Origin of the sequence: Marinobacter denitrificans, assembly GCF_008795955.1 — a bacterium.
GTDB lineage: Bacteria > Pseudomonadota > Gammaproteobacteria > Pseudomonadales > Oleiphilaceae > Marinobacter > Marinobacter denitrificans.
Genome location: NZ_VMHN01000006.1, coordinates 34,060 through 53,521, shown reverse-complemented (window position 1 = coordinate 53,521; position 19,462 = coordinate 34,060). Strand labels below are relative to the sequence as shown.

General features: G+C 57.3%; 15 protein-coding genes, 1 tRNA gene and 1 pseudogene. 5 read left to right on the top strand and 12 right to left on the bottom strand.

Annotated features, from left to right (window positions below; translation table 11 throughout):
* Positions 1-233: 233 nt before the first annotated feature.
* From FO268_RS16095 to FO268_RS16070, 6 genes and pseudogenes are all read right to left on the bottom strand, one after another.
* The gene (locus FO268_RS16095; RefSeq protein ID WP_150994285.1) at positions 234-692 is read right to left on the bottom strand and encodes a DUF2489 domain-containing protein; all 459 of its coding nucleotides are present in this window, start codon (positions 690-692) and stop codon (positions 234-236) included.
* Between the two features lie 20 nt (positions 693-712).
* Positions 713-3,007, bottom strand: a complete 2,295-nt coding sequence (locus FO268_RS16090) for a molybdopterin-dependent oxidoreductase (protein WP_150994284.1) — start codon at positions 3,005-3,007, stop codon at positions 713-715.
* Positions 3,008-3,288: 281 nt separating this feature from the next.
* Complete coding sequence (locus tag FO268_RS16085; protein WP_150994283.1) at positions 3,289-6,609, bottom strand: Ig-like domain-containing protein; 3,321 nt, start codon at positions 6,607-6,609, stop codon at positions 3,289-3,291.
* Positions 6,610-6,622: 13 nt separating this feature from the next.
* A complete protein-coding gene (aupA, locus tag FO268_RS16080) occupies positions 6,623-7,960 on the bottom strand; it encodes an alkane uptake protein AupA (RefSeq protein ID WP_150994282.1) in 1,338 nt (445 codons plus the stop codon).
* A 336-nt stretch (positions 7,961-8,296) separates the two neighbouring features.
* A pseudogene (locus FO268_RS23335) lies at positions 8,297-8,392 on the bottom strand (PEP-CTERM sorting domain-containing protein); the annotation flags it as partial.
* 726 nt (positions 8,393-9,118) lie between these two features.
* On the bottom strand, positions 9,119-9,358 hold the full coding sequence (locus FO268_RS16070) for a TIGR02647 family protein (RefSeq protein ID WP_150994280.1): 240 nt from the start codon (positions 9,356-9,358) through the stop codon (positions 9,119-9,121).
* A 99-nt stretch (positions 9,359-9,457) separates the two neighbouring features.
* On the opposite strand from FO268_RS16070, the gene FO268_RS16065 reads away from it, so the two are divergent.
* Positions 9,458-10,138 carry a glutathione S-transferase family protein gene (locus FO268_RS16065; protein WP_150994279.1) on the top strand — a complete coding sequence of 227 codons (681 nt, stop codon included), beginning with the start codon at positions 9,458-9,460 and terminating at the stop codon, positions 10,136-10,138.
* Between the two features lie 35 nt (positions 10,139-10,173).
* On the top strand, positions 10,174-10,506 hold the full coding sequence (locus tag FO268_RS16060) for a tRNA-binding protein (protein ID WP_150994278.1): 333 nt from the start codon (positions 10,174-10,176) through the stop codon (positions 10,504-10,506).
* A 12-nt stretch (positions 10,507-10,518) separates the two neighbouring features.
* Here FO268_RS16060 and FO268_RS16055 read toward each other — a convergent pair.
* From FO268_RS16055 to rpsU, 4 genes are all read right to left on the bottom strand, one after another.
* Positions 10,519-10,595: transfer RNA gene (locus FO268_RS16055), tRNA-Ile, on the bottom strand.
* Positions 10,596-10,721: 126 nt separating this feature from the next.
* Positions 10,722-12,569: an RNA polymerase sigma factor RpoD gene (gene rpoD / locus FO268_RS16050; RefSeq protein WP_150994277.1), complete on the bottom strand. Its 1,848-nt coding sequence runs from the start codon at positions 12,567-12,569 to the stop codon at positions 10,722-10,724.
* A gap of 179 nt (positions 12,570-12,748) precedes the next feature.
* Complete coding sequence (gene dnaG / locus FO268_RS16045; protein WP_150994276.1) at positions 12,749-14,485, bottom strand: DNA primase; 1,737 nt, start codon at positions 14,483-14,485, stop codon at positions 12,749-12,751.
* Between the two features lie 153 nt (positions 14,486-14,638).
* A complete protein-coding gene (gene rpsU / locus FO268_RS16040; RefSeq protein ID WP_007153483.1) occupies positions 14,639-14,854 on the bottom strand; it encodes a 30S ribosomal protein S21 in 216 nt (71 codons plus the stop codon).
* A gap of 239 nt (positions 14,855-15,093) precedes the next feature.
* On the opposite strand from rpsU, the gene tsaD reads away from it, so the two are divergent.
* The gene (gene tsaD / locus FO268_RS16035; RefSeq protein WP_150994275.1) at positions 15,094-16,149 is read left to right on the top strand and encodes a tRNA (adenosine(37)-N6)-threonylcarbamoyltransferase complex transferase subunit TsaD; all 1,056 of its coding nucleotides are present in this window, start codon (positions 15,094-15,096) and stop codon (positions 16,147-16,149) included.
* Positions 16,150-16,152: 3 nt separating this feature from the next.
* On the opposite strand, the gene plsY is transcribed toward tsaD, so the two are convergent.
* Complete coding sequence (gene plsY / locus FO268_RS16030) at positions 16,153-16,746, bottom strand: glycerol-3-phosphate 1-O-acyltransferase PlsY (RefSeq protein WP_150994274.1); 594 nt, start codon at positions 16,744-16,746, stop codon at positions 16,153-16,155.
* 160 nt (positions 16,747-16,906) lie between these two features.
* Here plsY and folB point away from each other — a divergent pair, with 160 nt between their 5' ends.
* Together folB and folK are read left to right on the top strand one after the other, a co-directional pair.
* A complete protein-coding gene (gene folB, locus FO268_RS16025) occupies positions 16,907-17,263 on the top strand; it encodes a dihydroneopterin aldolase (RefSeq protein WP_150994273.1) in 357 nt (118 codons plus the stop codon).
* Entirely contained in the window at positions 17,263-17,781 is a 519-nt protein-coding gene (folK, locus tag FO268_RS16020) for a 2-amino-4-hydroxy-6-hydroxymethyldihydropteridine diphosphokinase (protein ID WP_150994272.1), read from the top strand. Before folB ends, folK begins: the two co-directional genes overlap by 1 nt.
* A 13-nt stretch (positions 17,782-17,794) precedes the next feature.
* Here folK and pgi read toward each other — a convergent pair whose 3' ends face one another.
* On the bottom strand, positions 17,795-19,459 hold the full coding sequence (pgi, locus tag FO268_RS16015) for a glucose-6-phosphate isomerase (RefSeq protein ID WP_150994271.1): 1,665 nt from the start codon (positions 19,457-19,459) through the stop codon (positions 17,795-17,797).
* Positions 19,460-19,462: the final 3 nt, after the last annotated feature.

Below are 19,462 nucleotides of genomic sequence, written 5' to 3'. Positions count from 1 at the left end.
ACAATCAGAGCCATTGCAGGGTCGGTAATCGCAAGGCTCTGTATTTAACTTAGACAAGATGGATGGAAATAAAAGCTGGCCAGGTTGGGGTTTGTTCAATGATCAAGGTGTCATTTATCTGCAACACGTGAAGGGATTGATTTGTAAAGTTAATCGTACCTTTTGGGTTAAAATCCGTTTACAAAAAGTTACAAAAATAGCTCCTTGAGCCGGTGGCCCATCGGAAACCGGTTCTAGCTGAAAGGGTGATGACGAATGGCGGTAGCCGCACGGCGAATGGCATCGGCGTGTTCTTTCTCGACCGCGAGCCTTTCCCGGTCCATCTTCTCTACGAATCGGCCTTCAGTTTCCTGGCGTGCCCGGTGGGTTGGCATGTGCTGGAGCCTGTCATGCACTTCCTGGAAAATCCGGAAAGGTGACTGTTCCAGCAATTCCGGGGCCACGTGATCCAGCAGTCCCTTGATGCGCAGGCAAGCCTCTGAGTATTCAACCTGGTCCTCTTCCACTGCCATTGCCAGCACCCGAATACTTTCGACCATGCTTTTCCGGCGCTCCTTCTGGAACGTTTCGGTTTTGGCCTGCCGTTTTCTTCCTTCCTGCAGCGTACGGGACTGGCGAAGGATAAACCCAACCAGTAAGGCGATAGCCAGCAGGCCGGCGATAATCAGCGTCCATTGAAGCCACTGGGGCATAGGTTTCTCCGTTCAGGGGTTCAGGCCCGTTTGCGAGGGCGCTCTGAGCGCCACACTTTTACATCCACTAGCTGTCCGTTCAGTACGGATGTGCCAACCAGCGGATCTGTTTGCTGGTCGCTGATGACGTCATTAATGCTGGCCCCGGCGTGTGCGACGGCAACTGACTGACGGGTACCGTCACGATGATGGCCCCAGCCATGGGGGACTGAAACCACCCCGGCCATGATGTCGTCGGTGATTTCCACCGGCAATACAATCTTGCCCGCAGAGGAAGCAACCTCGGCCGAGTCACCGGGCTGAAGCCCGCAACGGGAGGCATCCTGAGGGTGCATCATCAGGGTACAGCGCTCTTTGCCTTTTACCAACCGCTGACTGTTGTGCATCCAGGAGTTATTGCTGCGAACATGCCGGCGCCCGATCAGCATCAGGCCTTTGGCGCGAGGGGCGAACAACAGCCCATGCAGGCGGTCCAGATCCTGAAGATAGCGGCGAGGGGCCAGGTTTACCTTGCCGTCACGGGTAAACAAGCGGCCAGGCATGCACGGGCGAAGCGGCCCGAGGTCAACCCCGCTGGGCAGATGTTTCAGGGTATTGATTGAGAGCCCTTTGGGCAGATCCTGCCAGTGCCGGTTCAGCGGGCTGAGTTTTGCCAGCCCGCGCAGAGGGTGCCGGTCAGGGAGAATATCCATCACCAGATCTATGGCTGGCTGAACCAGGCCACGGACCCGGCCGATGTCGGCACCATAGGGGCCGGTCCGCAGCATCATGTCGAGTATCGGGTCGGGCCCAATCTGCTTGAACGCACGCCAGCCCATTTCGGCCCGCATCGGCAGTTGCCCGCCTTTTCGTTTTTTCTCGAGACGGTGAGCGAGCTCCAGCAAAATCTGCCAGTCGTGACGGGTATCTTTGCCGGCGTCGAACAGGGCGGGGCTGTACTTGGCGGTATTTCGCACGGCGAACATACTGAAAATCAGGTCGTAGTGGCTACGCTCAAGCCCCGCTGTGGGTGGCAGTATGATGTCTGCGTGGCGGGTCGTTTCGTTGAGGTAGTAATCCACGGAGACCATGAAATCCAGGCCGCCGAAAGCCTCATCCAGACGTCCACCGTTGGGGCTCGACAACACCGGGTTACCGGCCACGGTCACGAATGCCCGAATCTGGCCTTCACCCGGGGTCAGGATTTCGTCTGCAATGGTGCTGGCGGGGTATTCACCACCAAACTCGGGCAGCTTCTTCACTCTGCTGAAGCGCTTGGCGAAATGTCCCTTCTGGCCCGACATTCCTCCAAGTGCGATCAGGTCGATTGCCGGCTGGGTAAACATCATGCCGCCGGTAGTGTCCAGCTTTCCTGTCAGGATATTGAGTACGTAAGCCAGCCAGGTCGCGACGCCGCCAAAAGCCTGGGTGCTGGTGCCCATGCGGGTGTAGAGGGCGGCTCGTTGAGTGGTGGCGAGCTGGCGGGCCAGATTGCGGATGTCCGCGGCCGGTATGCCTGTCTGCTCCGTCACCGCTTCCGGTGTGAAACCGAGAGCGGCAAGCCGTATCAGATCCACATCCTTGGTAAAGGCTTCCGCGTGGCCGAGGTTCACCAGGTCTTCTGCAAAAAGGGTGTGCACCATCGCCATCAGCAGCAGTGCATCGGTGCCGGGACGGATAAAATGGAACTCGTCGGCCAGTTTGCCGGTTTCGGTGCGGCGAGGATCCACCACTACCATTTTCCCACCACGGCCTTTCAGGGCTTTCAGCCGGCCGCGGAAGTCCGGAACCGTCATCAGGCTACCGTTGGAGGCCATGGGGTTGGCGCCGATGCAGATAAACAGCTCAGTGCGGTCAATATCGGGGATGGGAAACAGGATCTGGTGCCCGAACATTTCCAGGCTGGCCAGCATATGGGGTAACTGGTCGTTGGAGGTAGCAGAAAAACGGTTCTGGGTGCCCAAAGCCCGCAGGAATGGCATGGTTGCCACCAGCGAGCCGTGGTTGTGAACGTTGGGGTTGCCGAGGTAGGCGCCAATGCTGTTGCGGCCGTGTTCCTTGCGTACGCTGTGCAAGCGGTCCGCTACCAGATCAAAGGCCTCGTCCCACTCCATTTCCTGCCAGCCTTCGGCGGTTTTGCGTACCGGTTTCCGCAACCGTTCAGGGTCTTCATGTAGATCCTGCAGCGCTACCGCTTTGGGGCAGATGTGGCCATGGCTTAAAGGGTCGTCCTCGTCGCCCTTGATAGAGGCGATATGACCTTCCTTTACCTCAATCGCAACGCCACACATGGCTTCACACAGGTGGCAGGTACGAAAGTGGGTGCCGTTTTCCATGGGTCTCTCCTGAATTGCTCTTATTATTGAATTCCGTGCAGCGACAAGCGAGTGCGGCACTACGAAACACGCTGTGAATACGTCCCTGTACGCTCGGCTCCGCCATCCCTGGCTCCGCACGGTTTCGTAGTGCCGCACTCGCTTGTCGCCAGACCTTGGGAGTTGGTTTCAACAGGCAACCAGATTAGCAGGAAATTGAGAAGAGGGGAAAACCGGTTTCTGGCTTTGCCGGCCAAAAAAAGGCCAGCCCGAAGGCTGGCCATAAGTAGCGGAGCCTGAAGTTAGTACTCTGCCGGGATTTCTTTTATGGGGTTGGATATGAAGTTGAGGTAGAGGCCGTGATACGGAATTTCCAGCGGCAGCTTCACCGCGGAGCCCTCACCGTCGACGAATTCGTCACAGGAATCGGTACCGCTTCCAGTGAAGATGCCGCCAAGGCAGCTGATCAGGCCGAGAAAGGTTGTGGTTGTCTCGCTACTGCCCGCAACCACAACGTTTATCGCAGGATTTTCCTCATTGATATTTCTCTGCTCGATTTGCATTCGGCCGTCATCGAAGAAGCGAATATCTCCCTCAAGTTCCAGGGTAAAGGGGTAGCTGAACAGATTGTGTGCCAGCAGCTCCAGCTCTCCCAGTGGAAGATGGAGGTTCGGCGCATCCAGCATCAGCCGCGCTGTGGTTTCAAATTGCGGTTGTCCATCATCGCCCTCGGAAATATAACCCTCAACCAGCCCCAACGGGTTATCTTCTGTTTTCTCTTGATATCGCATTCTTAATACCTGCGGGCCAGTGGTGGACTCGGAGGGACTACCGGCGAGGTTGTAGAATACGGTTGCGGGTGAGGTAATCAGTAGTGTGGGATAGAGAAGTACCTTGACCCTGCCTGTCGCTTCTCCGGTAGCCGGGTCAATTTCAGGACCAACCACTTCGGTGTTGAGCCCGTAAGTCTGATAAATGAATTTGTTTGCGGGGCAGTCATCTCCCTCGTAGTTGCAACCTACTCTCGCATTACGCTCTTCACCACCATCGTTACCAAGAACAGTGGCATTTTCTGCCATGGCGAGGCGTGAGGCGTTAGGCGGGGTCACATAGTGAGCCAGTTCTTCGCCATTGGCATTCTTAGCAAACTTGAAATCGAAAGTTTCAAAGTCATCAATCTCGTAGTTTGAATTGGCGTCTCTGATTGGCAGATTACGAAGTGGGGTGAATACCGTATCCACCTGGGCCTGGCCGCGGAAGAAAATTTCCAGGGATTCGCTTCCATTGGCCGTCGGGCTTAACAGATGTGAAGCGGCGAAGGCCTTGCCGTTTTCACCGCATATGACTCTGGAACAATCGGCTGTGCTCTCATCCCCGGTTTCTGGGTCACCGAATTGATCAGAGACCAACGTATACCTGTACAGCGTGCCTTCTTCCCATGGGTTCTCGGGGTAGAAGCGGATACGTTGATTATTTTTCTCAATCCTTCCCGCAATTGTTCCCAAAGAATTTCCAGAGCCATCTACTTCTTCGACAATGAATGTGGAGTCGTTAATCGTACCCAGATCCATGGATTGCGAGAACACGACGACTATAGGCCTGTCTGCGGGCAGGGTCGTAACTGGCAGGCGATCCCGTTCGCGATCTTCTGGCAGATCACCGCCGGCTTCTGAAAGCTTGTCTTTGCAATAGCCGTGATCGCCATTATCTCCAAGGTTGAGGTCAGTAGTTATGCAGGGGAATCCTGGGTAGGTTGTCAAGGCAAACGGTGATTGCTGTGTTACTGGCTCACTTCCGTTATCAATCTGCGGTAGTGAGAAACTCAGCGTTTGTGACGTGGCACCATTCCCAGCCAGATCTGTCAGTGCATTACCAACCTGGACGGTGTAATCAACACCATGCTTGAGCCCACCCTGTGGGTTCAGTACCAGCGCCGTTCCGTCCAGCCTGACTTCGAGCGTACCGTCACCCGTGGTCAGCGGGGTGCCACCTTCATCCAGCACGATACCCTCGGCGATCGATTCCGCGTCCAGCGGCTCATCAAAGTTCAGCACAACCGGATCGCCCGGGCGCTGCATGTCCTGGCGGGTATCGGGCAGGGCATCTTCTGGCCCCGGCATCCAGCTCACCAACTGCGGGCCGGTGGTGTCCGCCAGCTCTTCGTCACGTTGCCCGGCAGCATCCAGTGCGGATTCTGAATCGGTCGCGGCTTCTATGCGAAAGGCGATGGTGGAGTCGGTGAATTCCTGGCCCAGGAGGTTGGGTTCAACCATGCCGATGGCGTCGATGGTCAGTACGCCGTCTTCCACAATGGCGATGCCGGTCAGCTCCACGCCGAGCAGATCCTGAGACAACGATGCATTTGGCTGTGCCTCTTCTGTGTTCATGGAAACATCCATGAACAGTTTGACGTGGCGGGGGGCGTTCATGTCATCGGTGTATGGGTTGGGCATCAGGTAACCGGTAGCATCCGACAGCATGGTGACCTTGATGTTGCCGGTCTGCTGAATTTCCCCGGTGCCCGGGTCGATAACCGGCACGCTACCGTTGATCCTGACATCCAGGCTGCTGCTGTTCAGGACACTCCCCTTGGGTACACGCAAGGGCAGGGGTTCGTCTGCTTCAAAGGCCGGTGCATAGGCCAGTTCCGCAAACAGACCGCCGGTTTGTTGCGAAGGCCCGGCTATGCCTTGCAGAACCGAGTTCAGGGTAACGCCGTTGATGATCTGGCCATTGAGGCGGGAACGACGGGCGCTGTCCTCGTCCTGGCCGGCGTTTAATCCGGAATCAATGACTTCCTGGAAGAGCACCACCGTTGGGCTGGTATCCCTTGGGGTTATTTCTTCACTGAATTCCGCCAGCGTATTGCCATTGATGCCGGGCAGATTCCGCACGGAGATAGTGTAGGTCTCAGCGGAATTCAGCACATCATCTTCACGGCCACATAGTTCAGGGCTGTCGGCCAGGCAGGGATCGATGGTGATATAGCGGCCATTAACCAATATTGTTGCTGGTACGGCTTCACCATTACTATCTGTCAGCTCGATAATGCCGCCGCGTTCCTTCCACTCGGGATGTACGGCCTGTGTCAGGCGCAGCCGGAATGTGGAGAAGTTCATTGGCTTGAAGGTAGTGCCCGCAGACGGAATCATCTCGGCAACGGCGAACCCTGTATCAAGATTATCCAGTGCAGCGATACCGCTGAGGGCTCCACGTGTAGTGAACTGGATGCCCTCGGGGCCTACGGCATTGGGTGTACCGATAATTCGGTTGCCTTCCGCCTCAAGGTCTTCCCTGAACTCGATGGTGTATTCCGTGCCAGGACGGAGCTTTTCGTTCGGTGAGAGCGTCAGGCTGCGTCCCTGGTCAACACTTTCTGTGGAGAAAGCGATATCGGTATCGCCATCGGTAATGCGTATTTTTTCGCTCAGGTCATCGTCGCTGAGCGCATTGGAAAACCTCAGCACCAGATCGGCTTTGGGGCTGACCTCATTCTGTCCGTCAGCGGGGTAGGAGTACACGACCGAACCCGGCTTGGCGGGCTTGCTGACTGATTGTTCATCACCCCCGCAGGCTGCAAGCAGCATGGCGGGAATGAGTGCCAGTGTATTTTTATAGTTCATGGCAAACCTCTCCTCAGAACTTCAGGGTGATGGAGCCGCTGATTACATGAATATCACCGTCGGCGGTTGCTTCCTGCTCGTTGCCGTCAAAGTCGACGATGGTGAAATCCCGTTCCTGCAATTGCTGGTACTGATAACCGATATCCAGTCGCACCGGATAGGCCAGCAGGCGGGTACGCTCGTAGGTGGCGCTGATACCCAGCCCGGCCACGATCTTGTCCGTATCCAGATAGTTAAGCTCTGGATTGCGTGTGGTTTTCAGGGGAGATTCCTCGTACGCCAGGCCGCCGCGAAGGGCAAAATTGCGGCTGAGCTGGTATTCGGCGCCAATGCGGGGGACGAGGGTGTCATCAAAACCGATGCGGTTGCCGGCACTGACATCCTCCTGATCCTTGATACTGTCGCGGGCGAACTCGTCTTCCAGCTCGGACCAGTTCTGTTGCTCGATGCTGCCACCGACGCGCCAGCCATCGCCCTTGTACTGGGTACCGATGGCGATGGTTTCCGGCTGGAAGGAATCAATGGTGGCAACCGCGAGACTCAGGCCCGGGTCCGGAATGGTCTGGGTAACGATGATGTTGGAGTCGACCGAGGTGGAAGCAGAGGACTTTGTGCGATAGGTCAGTGCCGACTCCCAACCATCGAGAAAGCAGCTGCTCTCCGGGCAGAAGGTGTCCCCCCACTTGATGGTGGTGCCAAGGATGGATTTCAGGGAAGGTTCAGCGTTCACCGCAAGCCGCTCGCGGCTGGTTTCCCCGCCAAGCGTGGACACGGCGTCCAGTTGGGCGGCCGCTTCCAGGGTCACTCGCACCGAGAAGCCGCCTGAGATGCCACGCCAGAGCGGAGTGGCACCGCCAATGTTCAGGAACAGGGGCTCCTTGCCGTACTGGAGATACTGGCCGGTTTCAGACGTTTCGGAAGAGAAGGCCAGCATTTCCTTGCCATATTTCTCGACGCCAGCAATAAAGCCCAGGTAAATCGGGTGCTTGAAACGGGTGAGGGAGGCAAGGTTGGTTTTCATACCGATCAGCACATGCTGACTTGGTGAATCCGAGACAATATCACCATCGGCATCAGAGCGGCTGGATCGCAACTCCTGCTCGGCGTGGAGTATGCCACCAGTGAGCTCGCCGCGCTCATCGCTGGTCAGGTAAGACGGGTTGTAATAGGTAGCCGAGACCTGATCGTTGAACATCGACAAAGACTGGGCGGTAGCCACATCCACCGGCATAACGCCATAGGTAGTGCCCAGGTTGCCCATACTGGCATGAGCGTTAAATGATAAGCCGGCGGAGGCGGCTGCCACTGCGAGAGTCATCGTACGCAGGGAAAAGCGGGAGGTTGGGACCATGAAACACACTCCATTCATTTGTCTTGTTATTGACCTTCACCGTATTTCGGGGAGGGCTACAGGGCGGGTAACCACTGTTGGTACGTTTGTTCGAAAAGCAGTGTAGTGTGCTTGTCTTATCGGGACGTTGGCTTCTTTGACAGGTTTTGATGTCGGAATGACCACTAGCCCTTGAAAGATGGTTTAAAAATAAGGGAAATACAGAGTCTTATCGGGCCGGAAAGCGTTTTTTTCTGTTACGAAGAGTTGTGAACTGTTGCAGGTTTTTGGCTCAGGCAAGAAAAAACCCCTCAATGAGGGGTTTGTAAAAGCGTAAAGATATCCGACGGGTAAGGGTTAGTGGTTGGCCTTCCGCTTGCGGGAGTAGGCCAAACCCAGCAATCCCAGGCCCAGAAGTCCAATCGTGCCGGGTTCTGGAACCTCAACGGCGGAGACACCCCATAAAGAGATGTGAGAAATGGCGCCGGGGCCATTACTCCAGAAGTTGCTGAATACCAGATCTTCCTGCCCATCCCACAGGGTGCTGATATCGTAGAAGTAGTAACGAGGGTTAATATCGCCATCCTTTACTGCTACGTAGCACTCACCACAGTTGATATAGTCAGTATCGACCACCCAGGACAGCGTGCCACCTGAGGGTTCACCATCATCAAGGGTCCAGCTCATATTGTACGAGCCGGCAAAGCTGCCTTCTTCAATGCCGCCATCAAACTCATTCTTGTACAGCAGTCCGTCATTGCCAACGAACGACGTTCCAAACAGATCATTTATACAATCAGGCTCACAGTTGCTGGGTCCGTACGGGCCAGCCCCGTCATTTCCGTCAAAATCCGCATTGCCAGGTTGCAACAGCAATGCGTGCGATGCCGCTGATGCCATAGTAAGGGCTGTTGCAAGAAAAGCTGTTTTCAGAAGCTTGCTGAGTTCCATTATGTGTAATCTCCATCCTGCAGCCAAGCAAGGAGCACTCCCGAAGTTCAGGGGCCGGGACTGGTGTTGGCTGGTTACCCCAAGTCGTACTGAAGAAAAAGCAAGTACTGTTCCAGTCCTGAAATTCGCTATGAAATCATAAGCTAGATAAAAGAGGTTGAGCGCCCGGTGTAAATTAATCGGACACCTGAGAGCTCAGTCTCACATGCAGGTCTTACGTTCCCCTGATTACTGGCTGGACAGCACCGATAATACTCTCTGTGCATGCTCCGCCGTTTCGCTACCCAGGCTCGTCAGGTACCCGCCATCCTTCTGGGTGATCAGCCCCTTGGAGTGAAGGCGTTCAGCCGCTGATACCATTTCCGGGGCAGCCGAATGCTGATGCACCTTGATGCCCTCCTGCGCGGAAGACAGGTCAAACATCGCAAGCAGGTTGAGTTCATCAATGTGCTGGGAAGAGAAGGGCATAGTGCTTTCCTTGTGTTATTTTTAACGGACTTACATTAGTTGTATACGAAGGCAAAGTATTCGGCAACAACAGTCACACCACCTTAATTGGAGACACGGATGTATACCCTGCATATCGCCAACAAGAATTACTCGTCCTGGTCGTTACGGCCCTGGGTTCTGATGAAGGAGCTCGGCATTGCGTTCGACGAACAGCTGATCGCATTTGGCGATGAATCGTCCTGGCAAGCATTTCGGCGCCTGAGCCCGAGTGGCAAGGTTCCTTGCCTGGTCGACCAGGACACGACGGTGTGGGACTCCCTGGCAATCGTTGAGTACTTGGCGGAGCGCCATGAGGGCGTCTGGCCCGCCGAGGCCGGCGCTCGCACCTGGGCCCGCTGTGCTGTCGCTGAAATGCACTCCGGCTTTCAGACGTTGCGGGATATCTGCAGCATGAACGTGGGCCTGCGTATCCGCTTGAATACGGTCAGCGAGAGCCTGCAAAAGGATATCAACCGGATTGACACTCTCTGGCGCGATGGCTTGCAGCAGTTTGGCGGCCCCTTCCTGGCGGGCGAGCGGTTTACCGCAGTGGACGCCTTTTTTGCTCCCGTGGTATTCCGGGTGCGTACCTACGGGCTGGATCTGAGCGACGAGGCAACCGCCTACGTGGAGAGGATGCTGGCATTGGATGGCATGCGGCAATGGGAAGAGGAAGCCCTGGCAGAACCCTGGCGGGATATCGCCCACGAGGACGTCGCGTTCACCGCAGGAACCCTGCTCGCAGACCATCGACAATAATCACTCAACTTGAATGAATTGAAGGAAAACCAGGCATGATCAGTTGGGAAGACTTTGAAAATGTAGAGCTGCGAATCGGCACCATCATTGAAGTGGCCGAATTTCCGGAAGCCCGCCGACCGGCTTACAAGCTGAAAGTCGATTTTGGCCCCGAAGTGGGCATCCGTAAATCCAGTGCCCAGATCACCGATCTTTACGACACCGAATCGCTAGTGGGCAAGCAAGTGCTCGCCGTGACCAACTTCCCCCCGAAACAGATCGGCCCGTTCATGTCGGAGTGCCTGGTAACCGGGATCAAGACTCAGGAAGGTGCGATAACGCTGGTGAGTACCGACCACAAGGTGAGTAATGGACAGCGGCTTATTTGAATATCGGGGGAGTGGTGGGCCCACCTGGACTCGAACCAGGGACCAAAGGATTATGAGTCCTCTGCTCTAACCAACTGAGCTATAGGCCCTTTTGTCAGCGGATGCTGCTTAAAGGTTTGCTTTTAGGGGTGTCGTTTCCGGACGGTACCGGCACGAGAGCAACAAAGCGGGCGCCATTATACCGGTGAGGGGTGGCGCCCGCTACTGTTGTGGTGTTATCCGTTGCCCTGATCGTCAATGAAACCGCGCAAGTGGTCGGAGCGGGAAGGATGACGCAGTTTGCGCAGGGCCTTGGCTTCGATCTGGCGGATCCGCTCGCGGGTCACGTCGAACTGTTTGCCCACTTCTTCCAGGGTGTGGTCGGTGTTCATCTCGATACCGAAGCGCATGCGCAACACCTTGGACTCGCGCGCCGTCAAGCCGGAGAGCACGGAGCGGGTGGCTTCGCGCAGGCCTTCGGCGGTGGCCGAGTCAACGGGTGACAGTGCCTGGATGTCTTCAATGAAGTCGCCCAGGTGGCTGTCTTCGTCATCACCGATCGGGGTTTCCATGGAGATCGGTTCCTTGGCGATCTTCAATACCTTGCGGATCTTGTCCTCGGGCATTTCCATGCGCTCACCCAGCTCTTCCGGCGTGGGCTCGCGGCCCATCTCCTGCAGCATCTGGCGGGAGATACGGTTGAGCTTGTTGATGGTTTCGATCATGTGCACCGGAATACGGATGGTGCGGGCCTGGTCCGCGATGGAGCGGGTGATGGCCTGACGAATCCACCAGGTAGCGTAGGTGGAGAACTTGTAGCCACGGCGATATTCGAACTTGTCGACGGCCTTCATCAGGCCGATGTTGCCTTCCTGGATCAGGTCCAGGAACTGCAGGCCACGGTTCGTGTACTTCTTGGCAATGGAAATAACCAGACGCAGGTTGGCTTCCACCATTTCTTTCTTGGCACGGCGGGCCTTGGCCTCGCCGATGGAAACGCGGCGGTTGATTTCCTTGATGTCGGAAACGTCCAGGTCCACTTCGGTCTGGATGTTGGCAATGCGCTTCTGCAGACGGACGATTTCGTCGATGCGTTCTGCAATCAGCGGTGCGTAGGGCTTCTTGCCCTTGGAAATCTTCTCGGCCCAGTCGAGGCTGGTTTCGTTGCCCGGGAACGTCTTGATGAAATCCTTGCGTGGCATCTTGCACTCACGCACACAGATTTTCATGATCGCGCGCTCGTTTTCACGCACCAGATCGTTGGTGGAACGAACCACGTTCACCAGCTCATCAAACGCCTTGTTGCCGAGCTTGAAGGGTGCGAACACCTGGCCAAGCTCGTTCAGGGCTTCCTGGGTTTTCTTGTGGGCACGGCCGTGTTTGGCAAGGCAGGCGTCGGCGGCATCGAGCTTTTCTTTCAGCAGCTCGAAACGCAGACGGGTTTCTTCGGGATCCGGACCGCTCTCGGTTTCTTCTTCGCTGTCGTCATCATCGTCATCGTCGGATGAGTCGTCAGAGCTGCTGGACGTGTCCGGGGTGTTGTCTTCGTCCATGAACGGCTCGGCGCCGTCCGGGTCGAGGAAGCCGGATACGATGTCGCTGAGGCGGCCTTCGTTCTCGATGATGCGGTCGTAGGCCTGGATGACAGTGCCGGTGATGCCCGGGAAGTGCGCAACAGCTGCCATCACATCGCGGATGCCTTCCTCGATGCGCTTGGCAATGACGATTTCGCCTTCACGGGTCAGCAGCTCCACGGTGCCCATTTCCCGCATGTACATGCGAACCGGGTCGGTGGTGCGGCCGGCGTCGGATTCGACGGCAGCAAGTGCGGCAGCAGCTTCTGCGGCAGCCGCTTCGTCGGCGGTGGAGTCGCCGTCGGTCATCAGCAGCGTGTCTGCGTCCGGTGCAACTTCAGACACCTGGATGCCCATGTCGTTGATCATGCGAATGATGTCTTCGACCTGATCCGGGTCAGCAATGTCTTCCGGGAGGTGGTCATTTACCTCAGCGTAAGTCAGGTAACCTTGCTCTTTGCCTCGTGCAATGAGATCTTTTAAACGTGATTTCTGCGAATTGCCTGACATAGACACCCTGTGGACTCGCTGGTAAAAGTAAAAAAGTTAAACAGCCATTATAGCTGTCACGCTATTGCTCTGCCACCGGATGGTTAGATGGTGATCAACACTGCAAGTTTCAAGTGCAGTGCCGTCTCCGGCTGCAGTTTTTGCGTTTCCTGGCCCGCCGGCCCTGTTTCTGGCGCAGCTCAGTCGTCGTTCTGGCCGCTGAGTGCTTTCAGTTCCTGCCGCTCCTCGGCGGTGAGGTCGGCAAGGCTGCGTTTTTCCGAGAGCAGCGACGCCAGCCGCTGCTTGCGTGCCACCTCCTGATTCGGGTTCAGCATCTCCCGGGCGCCTGCCAGGGTTTGCTCCCGTGCCGGCACGTGTTCAATGCCATCGAACAATCCGTAGAACTGCTCCCTGGCCCGCTTATCCATTGCCAGTTGCCGTGTCAGTGAGCGCCGGTTTCCAATGTTATTCTCCAGGATCCAGCCGGCAAACTGGCCGGCCTGCCGGTATTGGCGGCTGCTCCTGCACAGCTCGGCAATTTCGCTGGCCATGTCCGGTGCTTCCAGCAGGGCCAGGCAAAGCTGAGTATCCTTGCTCAGCTTTACGTCAATCCGTTGTTCCTGTATCCGGCGCTCTCCGCGGTAACCGCCTTTGCCGTTTTGCGGGCGGCGGTTTTGCCAATCGCCCCGGTTGTTGCCACACAGCCGCTGCATTTCGTGCCACATGGCACTGCTGAGGGTGCTGCGAGGCATTTTCTTCAGCAGCGGCTCTACCCGTGCCTTCAGTTCGCCCCGGTCTTCCGGCAGTGTCAGGTCCAGTCCTTCGCTCTGCCGGTTGAACAGGTAGCGGGACAGGGGCGTGGCACCGTCGATGCGCTTCTGGAACGCGTCCGCGCCTTCCTTGCGCACCAATGTGTCCGGGTCTTCGCCGTCTGGCATCATCAGGAATTGCAGGTGCAGTCCGTCGGTCAGCAATTCCAGCGCGTTTTCCATGGCCTTGTCTGCGGCCCGGTAACCTGCCTGGTCGCCGTCAAAGCAGAACACTATGTGCCGCACCTGTTTCAGCAGGGCCGACAGGCTCTCCTGATTTGTCGCCGTGCCCAGTGTTGCCACTGCGAAATGGATGCCGTTCTGCGCCAGGGCAATGACATCCATATACCCTTCCACTACCAGCAGCTTGTCCAACTGGCGGATCGACTGCTTGGCTTCATAAAGGCCGTAGATCTCGCGGCTTTTATGGAATACATCAGACTCGGGGGAGTTGATGTACTTCGCTTTGTCATCCCCCAAAGTGCGTCCGCCAAAGGCAATGGTCCGGCCGCGGCTGTTACGGATCGGGAACATGACCCGATTGCGGAACAGATCCCTTGGTCGGCCGTAGCGGTCCGACACGGTGCCGGTTTCAATCAGCGGCCCCTGCAGGTCTTTGCTGGCGCTGTCGAAAAGCGCCGTGCCGGTGCCGGGGGCGAAGCCCAGCATGTACTGTTCAATAATACTGTCGTCCAGGCCCCGCTGTTTCAGGTAGTCCCGGGCGAATTCGCCTTGTTGGCCCTTTAGCGCGCCCTGGTAGAAGCGGGTGGCGTAATCCAGCGCATCGGTCAGGGTTCGCGCCTGTTGCATTTCCTGGCGCGCGCTCTGGTCGTAAGGCACTTCCATGCCGGCACGTCGTGCCAGCTCTTCTACCGCGTCAGTAAATCCGAGGCCGTCGAATTCGCGGACAAAACTGATGGCATCACCGTGGGCACCACAGCCAAAGCAGTGGTAAAAGCCCTTGTCCGGCCGAACGTTGAAAGACGGCGTTTTTTCATCATGGAAAGGGCAGCGGGCCTTGTAGTTGCCGCCGGCCTTTTTCAGGGTGATACGTGATCCGATCAGCTCGGCCAGGTCTATGCGGTCGAGCAGGTCTTCAACAAAACGTTGTGGGATCAGTCCACTCATGATGTCTCCGGTCGCGGGGAAAATGCCGGGCCTGCAAGTACAGCCAAAAATGCCGCCGAAGCCAGGCCTCGGCGGCATTTTGTTATCGCTCTGTGCAACCTGTGGCTATACAGGCGACTATAGGCTTGCAGTCAAGCGGCGTCCGGATAAAGCTTAGTACAGACGCTCGAACTTGCGCTGTTCCCGCTGAAGCTTCTTGAGATGACGCTTGACGGCTGCAGCTGCCTTACGCTTGCGCACGGCTGTCGGCTTCTCGTAGTGCTCACGGCGACGTACTTCCGACAGGACACCTGCTTTTTCGCAGGAGCGCTTGAAGCGACGAAGGGCTACGTCAAACGGTTCATTCTCTTTCACTTTAACAGCTGGCATTCGAAAATCACCTACCTGATTGATTCGGTTTCTGTTTTGTCTGATCGACCGGTCTGTCAAATCGACTCGATACCTGGCCAGATTGGCTAAAACTCGACCAGTGCTTATTTAAGGCCGGCAATGATAGCGCCTGCCCATGGCCAAGGTCAATGTTTGTTCGATGAAACTGACGGAGGGTTTCGGGTTTCTGCTAAAATGCTCCGCTGAATCCAACCAGCCCGGAGTAGGCGCCCTTATTTATGCTGATTCTCGGTATTGAAACCTCCTGTGACGAAACCGGTGTTGCCCTTTATGACAGCGATCAGGGGCTGCTGGCGCACGCCCTGTTCAGCCAGATCGCCATGCATGCAGACTACGGCGGTGTAGTGCCGGAACTGGCTTCCCGTGACCATGTGCGCAAGTTGTTGCCGTTGTGCGACCAGGTACTGGCAGAGGCCGGTAAGTCTCGCAGTGATATCGAAGGCATTACCTATACCGCAGGCCCCGGCCTGGTGGGTGCCCTTATGGTGGGCGGTTCCGTGGCCCATGCCCTGGGCTTTGCACTGGGTATACCGGTTCTGGGCGTCCACCACATGGAAGGCCACCTGCTGGCGCCGATGCTGGAGGACAATCCCCCGGCGTTCCCCTTTGTGGCCTTGCTGGTCTCCGGTGGGCATACCCAGCTGGTGCTTGTGAACGGCATTGGAGAATATGAAATGCTGGGGGAATCCGTTGACGATGCCGCCGGTGAAGCCTTCGACAAGACTGCCAAGATGCTGGGGCTGGATTATCCCGGGGGGCCGAGAGTGGCGGCGCTGGCGGAAAAAGGCACGCCCGGGCGTTATCGTTTCCCGCGCCCGATGACAGACCGTCCGGGGCTGGATTTCAGTTTCAGTGGCCTGAAGACGTTCACTCTCAATACCGTGACGGCAGCAGAAAACGCCGGTGGACTGGATGAACAGACCCGCGCCGATATCGCCCTGGCTTTCGAAGCAGCGGTGGTGGATACCCTGACCATCAAGTGCCGCCGCGCACTGGAGCAGACGGGCAGTAAGCGCCTGGTGATTGCCGGCGGCGTAAGCGCCAATAAACGGCTGCGTGCCGGCCTGGAAAAAATGACGGAAAAACTCCGTGCCGGCGTGTTTTACGCCCGCCCCGAGTTCTGTACCGATAACGGTGCCATGATTGCCTATGCAGGCTGTCAGCGCATGAAGGCGGGACAGCAGGACGGGGATCGAATAGTGGCGGTGCCGCGCTGGCCCATGAACACCTTGCCGCCGGTCGGCGAGCCGCGGGCAAACGGCCTGGTGGACTAGGGGCTAGAAGCCCGGCTCGCGGCCCTGCGCCAGGCGTATCAGGTTGTTGCGATGACGTACCACGATCAATATCGCCAGCAGGCCGAACAGGGGCAGGGTATCCGGTTCAATCAGGGCACTGATGATGGGTCCGCTGACAATCGCCACGATTGAAGCCAGGGCGGATATCTTCCAGCGCCACATCACCATTGCCCAGATGGCAGCCATTATCAGGGTAGTTACAGGCGCCAGTGCCAGCCCTGCCCCCAGTGCCGTGGCCACGCCTTTCCCACCTTTGAAGCGATAAAACAGCGGAATCATGTGCCCGGTCACTGCGCACAATGCCACCATGGCCTGGGAGAGGATGGTCAGGTCTGCCTGGTGGGCCAGCCATACCGGCAGCCATCCCTTTGCGGCATCGAGAAACAACGTCATTGCGGCCGGAGGCCAGCCGCCGGTGCGATAGACATTGGTGGCGCCCGGATTGCCTGATCCCAGCGCCCGTGGGTCCGGCAGGTGCCAGGCCCGACATACTTGCAGGGCGAACAGAACTGAGCCTGCCAGGTAGGCCAGGGCGCAGAGCAGAACTGTCAGTACCGGGTCGCTCAGATAACTCATCAGCGGTGTTCATTGGTAAAGTGGCATAAGACGCAAAGACGCGCACCGATCATTTGTGAGAAAATGCCGGCCCCGCGACGAAGCAGGTCGGAATTCACACAGTATCCGCTGCCTGCGCGTTATTCAATCAGCAAAGAGTGTAAGCCCGGGAGTGCCTCCGTTGACAGATAGTGTACTGATCGAAGGTCTGGCCGTTGAGGCAATCATCGGCGTGTACGATTGGGAACGGGAAGTTAGCCAGAGGCTGCTTGTGGATCTGGAGATGGCGTGGGACAACCGGGTGCCTGCGGCCTCGGACTATGTCGGTGATGCGCTGGACTATGCGCTTGTCAGTGAGCGGGTCTCGGCTTTCCTGGTTCAGGCTCGCCCACAGTTGCTGGAAACCGCCGCCGAAGGCATTGCCAGATTGCTCCAGGATGAGTTCGGCGTACGGTGGCTGAGGCTGACCCTTCGCAAGCCGGGGGCTGTGACGGCTGCGGCAGCGGTGGGCGTGAAGATTGAACGGGGGAGTCGGTGATGCCACGGGTGTATGTCAGTATCGGCAGCAACATCGACCGGGAGCGGTACGTCACTGCGGCATTGGATGCTTTGGAGGGCTGGTTTGGTGGGTTGCTGGTTTCCTCGGTGTACGAAAGCGAATCGGTCGGCTTTGACGGTTCGCCCTTTTACAACCTGGTTGTAGGGGTGGATACGGGGCTGACCGTGGCGGAACTGTCGGCACGTTTCAAACAACTGGAAGCGGACAATGGTCGGCGCCGTGATGTGCCCAAGTTCAGTGCCCGAACCCTGGATCTGGACATTCTCACCTACGACGACGAAGTTGGCACGGTTGATGGTGTGGAATTGCCACGGGGCGAGATACTGAAGAACGCCTTTGTGCTCCTGCCGCTGGCGGAAATTGCCCCAGCCGACATTCATCCGGTCTGTGGCAAGCGTTACCAGGATCTATGGCGGAGCTATGACCGTGACCAGAAACTCTGGACGGTAGACTTTACCTGGCAGGGCCGGCAGATTTCCCGGGCCGCTGCCAGTTAGCCCCTTATTTTTTTCAGGACAAATGGTGTGAGCGGTAAATCCGGATCAGGTTATCCGTTGAGCTGTCGCTGGCCTCGGCGCCTTCCGCCGTATCGCAGGTAAGGCGGTCCAGAATACCCTTGCCCATCTGTTTGCCCAGCTCCACCCCCCACTGATCGAACGAGTCCACGTCCCAGATAATGCCCTGCACAAAGGTACGGTGTTCGTAGAGTGCAATCAGGGCGCCGACGGTTTCCGGCGTTGATTTGTCCATCAGCAGGGTATTGCTGGGCTTGTTGCCGGGGATCACTTTGTGGGGCGCCAGCATGTCGATCTCTTCAGCATTCATCCCTTCCGCTTTGAGTTCCGCTTTCGCCTCGTCCAGGGTCTTGCCGGACATCAGCGCCCGCGACTGGCTCAGGCAGTTGGCGAACAGGGTAACGTGGTGGCTGGCAACCTGATTGTGGGTTTCCAAAGGAATAATGAAGTCTGCCGGGATCAACCGGGTGCCCTGGTGCAGTAACTGGTGGAAAGCGTGCTGGCCGTTGGCGCCCACGCCGCCCCAGATCACCGGCCCGCTCTGGTAGCTTAACGGTTCGCCACTTTGGGTAACACTCTTGCCGTTACTTTCCATGTCGAGCTGCTGCAGGTGTGCCGGCAGGCTGCGCAGGTAATGGTCGTAAGGCAGAATGGTATAGGTCTCAGCGCCCCAGAAGTTGTTGTACCAGATCCCCAGCATGGCCATCACCACGGGCAGGTTTTGCTCAAGAGGGGTGTTGCGGAAGTGCTGGTCCATCGCATTGGCGCCGGCCAGCAAGGCACGGAAGTTGTCCATGCCGATGGCCAGTGCGACTGGCAGGCCGATGGCGGACCACAGCGAGTAACGCCCGCCAACCCAGTCCCACATCGGGAAAATATTGTCCCTGGAAATACCAAAGTTCACCGCTTCCGGCGTATTCGCGGTTACTGCCACGAAGTGCCGAGCGATCTGGTCTTCGCCGCCGCCATTGTCCAGGAACCAGGCCCGGGCCACCTTGCTGTTCTCCAGGGTTTCCTGGGTGCGGAACGACTTGGACTGGATCAGGAAAAGGGTCGTTTCCGGATTTACCCGGCGCAGCACTTCGGCGATCTGGGTGCCGTCGATATTGGCCACGTAGTGGCAGTTCAACTGCCCGTGCCAATACGGGCGCAGCGCTTCAGACACGAGCTTGGGGCCCAGAAACGAGCCGCCGATACCAATGCTGACAACGTCGGTAAAGGCCTTGCCGGTATATCCCTGCCAGCGTTCGCTGAGCACGTCATCCACAAACTCCGCCATGCGGTTGCGTGTGGTTTCCACTTCCGGAGTGATATCGGTGCCATCCACATGAAGAGGCTCACCGCTGGTATCTCGCAGGGCAACATGCAGCGCAGGGCGCTTTTCTGTCACATTGATGTGGTCGCCGCGAAACATTGCCTCGGTGCGTTCAGGTACACCACAGCTTCTGGCCAGCGCCATCAGCCTGGTCATGGTGTCGTCGGTCATGCGATTGCGGGAGTAGTCCAGTGACAGGCCGGCGCCGCTTATGAAGAAGCGGCTGGCCCGGGTAGGGTCGTCACGGAACATCTCCCTCATGTGGGTATCTTTCAGTTCCGTCTGATGCTTTGTCAGTGCCTGCCACTCGGGCCGGCTGGTGAGTGGAGCAGAGCCCTGGGACATAGT

What these genes read in the sequence shown, in the direction of transcription:
- plsY (WP_150994274.1), bottom strand. Translation starts at nt 16,746, where the DNA reads ATGAGTTATCTGAGCGACCCGGTACTGACAGTTCTGCTCTGCGCCCTG.
- FO268_RS16070 (WP_150994280.1), bottom strand. Translation starts at nt 9,358, where the DNA reads ATGCCCTTCTCTTCCCAGCACATTGATGAACTCAACCTGCTTGCGATG.
- FO268_RS16090 (WP_150994284.1), bottom strand. Translation starts at nt 3,007, where the DNA reads ATGGAAAACGGCACCCACTTTCGTACCTGCCACCTGTGTGAAGCCATG.
- FO268_RS16085 (WP_150994283.1), bottom strand. Translation starts at nt 6,609, where the DNA reads ATGAACTATAAAAATACACTGGCACTCATTCCCGCCATGCTGCTTGCA.
- folK (WP_150994272.1), top strand. Translation starts at nt 17,263, where the DNA reads ATGCCACGGGTGTATGTCAGTATCGGCAGCAACATCGACCGGGAGCGG.
- rpoD (WP_150994277.1), bottom strand. Translation starts at nt 12,569, where the DNA reads ATGTCAGGCAATTCGCAGAAATCACGTTTAAAAGATCTCATTGCACGA.
- dnaG (WP_150994276.1), bottom strand. Translation starts at nt 14,485, where the DNA reads ATGAGTGGACTGATCCCACAACGTTTTGTTGAAGACCTGCTCGACCGC.
- pgi (WP_150994271.1), bottom strand. Translation starts at nt 19,459, where the DNA reads ATGTCCCAGGGCTCTGCTCCACTCACCAGCCGGCCCGAGTGGCAGGCA.
- tsaD (WP_150994275.1), top strand. Translation starts at nt 15,094, where the DNA reads ATGCTGATTCTCGGTATTGAAACCTCCTGTGACGAAACCGGTGTTGCC.
- FO268_RS16065 (WP_150994279.1), top strand. Translation starts at nt 9,458, where the DNA reads ATGTATACCCTGCATATCGCCAACAAGAATTACTCGTCCTGGTCGTTA.
- rpsU (WP_007153483.1), bottom strand. Translation starts at nt 14,854, where the DNA reads ATGCCAGCTGTTAAAGTGAAAGAGAATGAACCGTTTGACGTAGCCCTT.
- FO268_RS16095 (WP_150994285.1), bottom strand. Translation starts at nt 692, where the DNA reads ATGCCCCAGTGGCTTCAATGGACGCTGATTATCGCCGGCCTGCTGGCT.
- FO268_RS16060 (WP_150994278.1), top strand. Translation starts at nt 10,174, where the DNA reads ATGATCAGTTGGGAAGACTTTGAAAATGTAGAGCTGCGAATCGGCACC.
- aupA (WP_150994282.1), bottom strand. Translation starts at nt 7,960, where the DNA reads ATGGTCCCAACCTCCCGCTTTTCCCTGCGTACGATGACTCTCGCAGTG.